This window comes from Brevundimonas sp. (assembly GCF_036400995.1).
In the GTDB taxonomy this organism is placed as follows: Bacteria; Pseudomonadota; Alphaproteobacteria; order Caulobacterales; family Caulobacteraceae; genus Brevundimonas.
On record NZ_DASWWG010000117.1, the window covers coordinates 1 to 6,070 of the forward strand.

General features: G+C 65.8%; 6 protein-coding genes. 5 read left to right on the forward strand and 1 reads right to left on the reverse strand.

From position 1 onward, the window contains the following. A partial coding sequence (locus VGE03_RS16065) for an aldehyde dehydrogenase family protein (RefSeq protein WP_331047483.1) occupies window positions 1-391 on the forward strand: 391 nt, incomplete at its 5' end. 95 nt (window positions 392-486) lie between these two features. Here the strand turns inward: VGE03_RS16065 and VGE03_RS16070 are convergent. Beyond that, window positions 487-1,284: a TerC family protein gene (locus VGE03_RS16070; protein ID WP_331047484.1), complete on the reverse strand. Its 798-nt coding sequence runs from the start codon at window positions 1,282-1,284 to the stop codon at window positions 487-489. Between the two features lie 259 nt (window positions 1,285-1,543). Between VGE03_RS16070 and VGE03_RS16075 the strand changes: the two genes are divergently transcribed. From VGE03_RS16075 to atpD, 4 genes are all read left to right on the forward strand, one after another. After that, window positions 1,544-2,098: a F0F1 ATP synthase subunit delta gene (locus VGE03_RS16075; protein WP_331047485.1), complete on the forward strand. Its 555-nt coding sequence runs from the start codon at window positions 1,544-1,546 to the stop codon at window positions 2,096-2,098. Between the two features lie 54 nt (window positions 2,099-2,152). Beyond that, on the forward strand, window positions 2,153-3,685 hold the full coding sequence (gene atpA, locus VGE03_RS16080) for a F0F1 ATP synthase subunit alpha (RefSeq protein ID WP_331047486.1): 1,533 nt from the start codon (window positions 2,153-2,155) through the stop codon (window positions 3,683-3,685). Between the two features lie 32 nt (window positions 3,686-3,717). After that, window positions 3,718-4,596 (forward strand): F0F1 ATP synthase subunit gamma, encoded by an 879-nt coding sequence (locus VGE03_RS16085; RefSeq protein WP_331047487.1) that lies wholly within the window; start codon window positions 3,718-3,720, stop codon window positions 4,594-4,596. A 44-nt stretch (window positions 4,597-4,640) separates the two neighbouring features. Further along, window positions 4,641-6,070: F0F1 ATP synthase subunit beta (atpD, locus tag VGE03_RS16090; RefSeq protein ID WP_331047488.1), on the forward strand; the 1,430-nt coding region annotated here is incomplete at its 3' end.

Sequence of the window (6,070 nt, forward strand, 5' to 3'; positions counted from 1 at the left end):
GACGACCCAAGGCGTGCTGATGCCCGCGCACGTGAGCGACAGGGTCACGCCGGAGATGAACCTGTGCCGCGACGACAGCTTCGGCCCTGTCGTCGCGATGGTACGCGCACGCGACACCGAGCACGCGATCGAGCTCGCCAACGATACCGAATACGGCCTGTCCGCCTCGGTCTTCACGCGCGACATCGCCAAGGGCCTGGAGATCGCCCGGCGCATTCAATCGGGCATCTGCCATGTGAACGGCCCGACCGTTCACGACGAAGCGCAAATGCCCTTCGGTGGCATGAAAGCGTCCGGCTACGGGCGGTTCGGCGGCAAGGCCGGTATCGACGCCTTCACCGAACTGCGTTGGATCACCTTCGAGACCCAGCCCGGCCATTACCCCATCTGACGGGCTAGCCTCGCCCCGGGCGGATTCTCGATTGGAATCCGCCCGAGGAAGTCGCGCACGCTCATGCAAACGAGCGTGGCCGATCGCGCGGACAATCACCCGGGCGAGCGAGAGCCTTTGTCTCGGCGCCGCCGCGCCCAGATATTCAGACCTTCCACGGCGGCAGAAAACGCCATTGCAGCGTATATGTAGCCCTTCGGCACGTGGACACCGAAACCATCGGCGATCAGCACCGCGCCGATCATAAGCAGGAAGCCCAGGGCCAGCATGACCACGGTCGGGTTCTTGTCGATGAACTCGGCCAGCGGGTCGGCGGCCAGCAGCATGGTCAGGACGGCGACGACGACGGCGATCATCATGACCACGACGTGGTCGGTCATGCCGACGGCGGTCAGGATCGAGTCGATCGAGAAGACCAGGTCCAGCAGGATGATCTGGAAGATGGCGGCGCCGACGTTGTTGATGACGACGTCCTTCTTGTCCTTCTCGAGAAGGTCGTGGGACGGCGTGGTGTCGGTGGCATGGTGGATTTCCTTGGTGGCCTTCCAGATCAGGAACAGGCCGCCGGCGATCAGGATCAGGTCACGCCAGCTGAAGGCGGTCTCGAAGCCGGGCTCGCCGTGGCTGTTGACCGCGCCCTGCAGGCCTAGGTCGAACACCGGGGCGGTCAGGCCCACGATCCAGCCGATGGTGGCCAGCAGGCCCAGGCGCATGATCAGGGCCAGGCCGATGCCGATCCGGCGGGTGCGCTGGCGATGCTCGGGGGGCAGTTTGTTCGACAGGATCGAGATAAAGATCAGGTTGTCGATGCCCAGCACCACCTCCATCACCACCAAGGTGATGAGAGCCGCCCAGACGGTCGGGTCGGTGAAGAAGACGGAAAAGTCGAACATCGGGGCGGGATCTTCCTTGAAGCTTGGCGCTGAAACCCATGATGTAAGGCGAGGGTTGCACCTGCGGCAATGCGGCCCAATGTGGCGGCCTGTCCCGGTTGCGAGGGAAGGGCAGGGGTGCTATCAGGCGCCCGGCTGAGCCGGAGGGCGCGTTATCGAACGCGTCCCCAAAGTGCTTTCTCAAAGCATTTCAAGCCTTTGGTCGAACCGGCAACCCGGTCGGCCATGACCCGAACGCTAACCCGCGCGGACCTTATAAGTGGCTGACGATTTCAGAACGACGGAAGTCGGTGAGCGCTATGCACAAGCGCTGTTCGACCTGGCAGTGGAAAAAGGCGCGCTGGACGCCGTGCGCGCGGACGTGAAGTCGCTGCGCGCGGCCTGGCTGGAGAGCGCTGATCTGCGCCGTCTGGCGACCTCGCCGGTCATGACCTCGGACGATCAGGTCAAGGGCCTGGTCGCCATCGCCGCCAAGGCGAAGTTCAACGGCGTGACGCAAAACTTCCTGGGTCTGCTGGCCCAGAACGGCCGTGCGCGTGACCTGACCGCCGTGCTGGGCGCCTTCGAGGTGCTGTACGCGAAGAAGACGGGCCTGGTCGCCGCCGAGGTGGTGTCGGCCCAGGCGCTGACCGCCGCCCAGCTCAAGACCATCCAGACCACGCTCCGCACCTCGCTGGGCAAGGATCCGGAACTGACGACCCGTGTCGACCCGGCGATCCTGGGCGGCCTGAAGGTGAAGGTGGGCTCGAAGCTGTTCGACGCCTCGCTGAAGACCAAGCTCGACCAGATGAAATTCGCGCTCAAGCGCGCCTGAACAACGACGGCGCCCTGAACCAGCGCACAAAGAGACGAAGACAGAGAGATCCAAATGGACATCCGCGCCGCCGAAATCTCGGCCATCCTCAAGTCGCAGATCGCCAACTTCGGCGTTGAAGCCGACGTCTCCGACGTCGGCCAGGTGCTGTCGATCGGCGACGGCGTGGCCCGCATCCACGGTCTGGACAACGTCCAGGCCGGTGAAATGCTGGAGTTCCCGAAGGCCGGCGTGAAGGGCATGGCCCTGAACCTCGAGCGCGACAACGTCGGCGCCGTGATCTTCGGCTCGGACGCCGCCATCGCTGAAGGCGACGAAGTCCGCCGCCTCGGCGAAATCGTGGACGTGCCGGTCGGCAAGGGCCTGCTGGGCCGCGTCGTGAACCCGCTGGGCGAGCCGATCGACGGCAAGGGCCCGATCGTCGCCACCGAGCGCCGCCGCGTGGACGTGAAGGCTCCGGGCATCATCCCCCGCAAGTCGGTGCACGAGCCGATGCAGACCGGCCTGAAGGCGATCGACACCCTGATCCCGGTCGGCCGCGGCCAGCGCGAGCTGATCATCGGTGACCGTCAGGTCGGCAAGACCGCCGTCGCCATCGACACCATCCTGAACCAGAAGTCGGTCAACGCCACGGACGACGAGTCCGCCAAGCTGTACTGCATCTACGTCGCCATCGGTCAGAAGCGTTCGACCGTGGCCCAGATCGTGAAGACCCTCGAGGAGTCGGGCGCTCTGGAATACACTATCGTGGTCGCCTCGACCGCGTCGGAGCCGGCCCCGCTGCAGTTCCTGGCCCCGTTCGCCGGCACCGCCATGGGCGAGTATTTCCGCGACAACGGCATGCACGGCCTGATCGTCTATGACGACCTGTCGAAGCAGGCTGTGGCCTACCGCCAGATGTCGCTGCTGCTGCGCCGTCCGCCGGGCCGTGAAGCCTACCCGGGCGACGTCTTCTACCTGCACTCGCGCCTGCTGGAGCGTTCGGCCAAGCTGAACGGCGACTACGGTTCGGGCTCGCTGACCGCCCTGCCGCTGATCGAAACCCAGGCCAACGACGTGTCGGCCTACATCCCGACCAACGTGATCTCGATCACCGACGGCCAGATTTTCCTGGAATCGGACCTGTTCTACCAGGGCATCCGTCCGGCCGTGAACGTCGGCATCTCGGTGTCGCGCGTCGGCTCGTCGGCCCAGACCAAGGCGATGAAGAAGGTCGCCGGCACCATCAAGGGCGAGCTGGCCCAGTACCGTGAAATGGCCGCCTTCGCGAAGTTCGGCTCGGACCTGGACGCCTCGACCCAGAAGCTGCTGGCCCGCGGCGCCCGTCTGACCGAGCTGCTGAAGCAGCCGCAGTATAGCCCGCTGACCATGGAAGAGCAGGTCGTGTCGGTCTACGCCGGCACCCGTGGCTACCTGGACGGCATCGCCGTTTCGGACATCGGCCGCTTCGAGAGCGAGCTGCTGGCCCGCATCAAGTCGTCGAACCCGGGCCTGCTGGAAGGCATCCGCACCAAGAAGGACCTGACCGCCGAGCTCGAAACCGAGCTGAAGGGCGTGCTGGAAGCCTTCACCAAGACCTTCGCCTGAGACCGGACCGGATAGCGAGAAAGTAGCGCCGGATGGCCAGCCTCAAGGAAATGCGCAATCGGATCGACAGCGTGAAGTCCACGCAGAAGATCACGAAAGCCCTGAACATGGTCGCCGCGGCCAAGCTGAAGCGCGCCCAGGATCAGGCTGAAAGCGCCCGCCCCTACGCGAAGAAGATGGCCGCGGTCATCGCCAACCTGGCCGCCGGCGTGTCCGGCGACAGCGCGCCCAAGCTGCTGGCCGGCACGGGCGCCGACCAGAAGCACCTGGTCGTCGTCGCCACCGGCGACAAGGGTCTGGCGGGTGGCTTCAACTCGAACGTCATCCGCGCCGCGCGTGAGCGGATCAACAGCCTGATCGCCAACGGCAAGGATGTCCGCATCATCGCCGTCGGCCGCAAGGTTCGCGACGGCCTGACCCGCCTGTACGGCGACAAGCTGATCCGCACCTTCGAGCTGAGCGAGCACAAGGTCATCGGCATGGCCGCCGCCGAGCCGATCGCCGCCCTGATCGCGGAAGAGTTCGAGGCCGGCAACGCCGACGTCGTGACCCTGTTCTACAGCCGCTTCCAGTCGGTCATCTCGCAGGTCCCGACCCCCCGCCAGCTGATCCCGGCGGTGGTGGACGGCGACGCCGCCCCGATCGACCTGAACGGCGCCGTGTACGAGTACGAGCCGTCGGAGGAGGAAATCCTCGAGACGCTGCTGCCGCGCAACATCACGACCCAGATCCTGGCCGCCCTGTACGAGAACCAGGCCAGCTTCTTCGGGGCCCAGATGGGCGCCATGGACAACGCCACCCGCAACGCCGGTGACCTGATCAACAGCCTGACCCTGCAGTACAACCGCAAGCGCCAGGCCCAGATCACCACCGAACTGATCGAAATCATCGCCGGCGCTGAAGCGCTCTGATCCGATCCACGCACAGACAAGACCTTCCGAACGGAACGAACCCGATGACCGACACCGCCGCCCCGAAGAAACCCGCCGCCAAGAAGCCGGCCGCCCCGAAGGCCGCCGCCGCCAAGGCCCCGGCCGCCGCGAAGAAGACCGTCGCCCCGAAGGCTGCTGAAGCCGTCGGCGCCGGCCGCATCGCCCAGGTCATCGGCGCCGTCGTCGACGTCGAGTTCGACGGCCACCTGCCGGCGATCCTGAACGCCCTGCAGACCCAGAACACTGACCAGAAGACGGGCGAGCCCTTCACCCTGGTTCTGGAAGTCGCCCAGCACCTCGGCGAGAACATGGTCCGCACCATCGCCATGGACACCACCGAAGGCCTGACCCGCGGTCAGCCGGTCACCGACACCGGCACCTCGATCATGGCGCCGGTCGGCCCGGGCACCCTCGGCCGCATCATGAACGTCGTCGGCCAGCCGATCGACGAACAGGGCCCGATCAAGACGGACATGTTCCGCCCGATCCACCGCGAGGCGCCTTCGTTCGAAGAGCAGTCGACCTCGTCGGAAATCCTGGTCACCGGCATCAAGGTCATCGACCTGATGTGCCCCTACACCAAGGGCGGCAAGACCGGCCTGTTCGGCGGCGCCGGCGTCGGCAAGACCGTGACGATGCAGGAACTGATCAACAACATCGCCAAGGCGTACGGCGGTTACTCGGTTCTGGCCGGCGTGGGTGAACGCACCCGCGAAGGCAACGACCTGTATCACGAGATGATCGAGTCCAACGTGAACGTGGACCCGACCAAGAACGACGGTTCGACCGAAGGCTCCAAGTGCGCCCTCGTGTACGGCCAGATGAACGAGCCGCCCGGCGCCCGCGCCCGCGTCGCCCTGACCGGCCTGGCCCAGGCCGAGTACTTCCGCGACGAGGAAGGCAAGGACGTGCTGCTGTTCGTCGACAACATCTTCCGCTTCACCCAGGCCGGTTCGGAAATGTCGGCTCTGCTGGGCCGCATCCCGTCGGCGGTGGGCTATCAGCCGACCCTGGCCACCGAGATGGGCAACCTGCAGGAGCGCATCACCTCGACCAAGAAGGGCTCGATCACCTCGATCCAGGCCATCTACGTCCCGGCCGACGACCTGACCGACCCGGCCCCGGCCGCCTCGTTCGCCCACCTGGACGCCAAGACCGTTCTGTCGCGTGACATCGCCGCCCAGGCCATCTTCCCGGCCGTGGATCCGCTGGACTCGACCTCGCGGATCATGGACCCGCTGGTCATCGGCGAAGAGCACTACCAGACCGCCCGTTCGGTCCAGGAAGTCCTGCAGCAGTACAAGGCCCTGAAGGACATCATCGCCATCCTGGGCATGGACGAGCTGTCGGAAGAGGACAAGCTGGTCGTGGCCCGCGCCCGCAAGATCCAGCGCTTCCTGTCGCAGCCGTTCTTCGTGGCCGAGCAGTTCACCAACTCGCCGGGCAAGTTCGT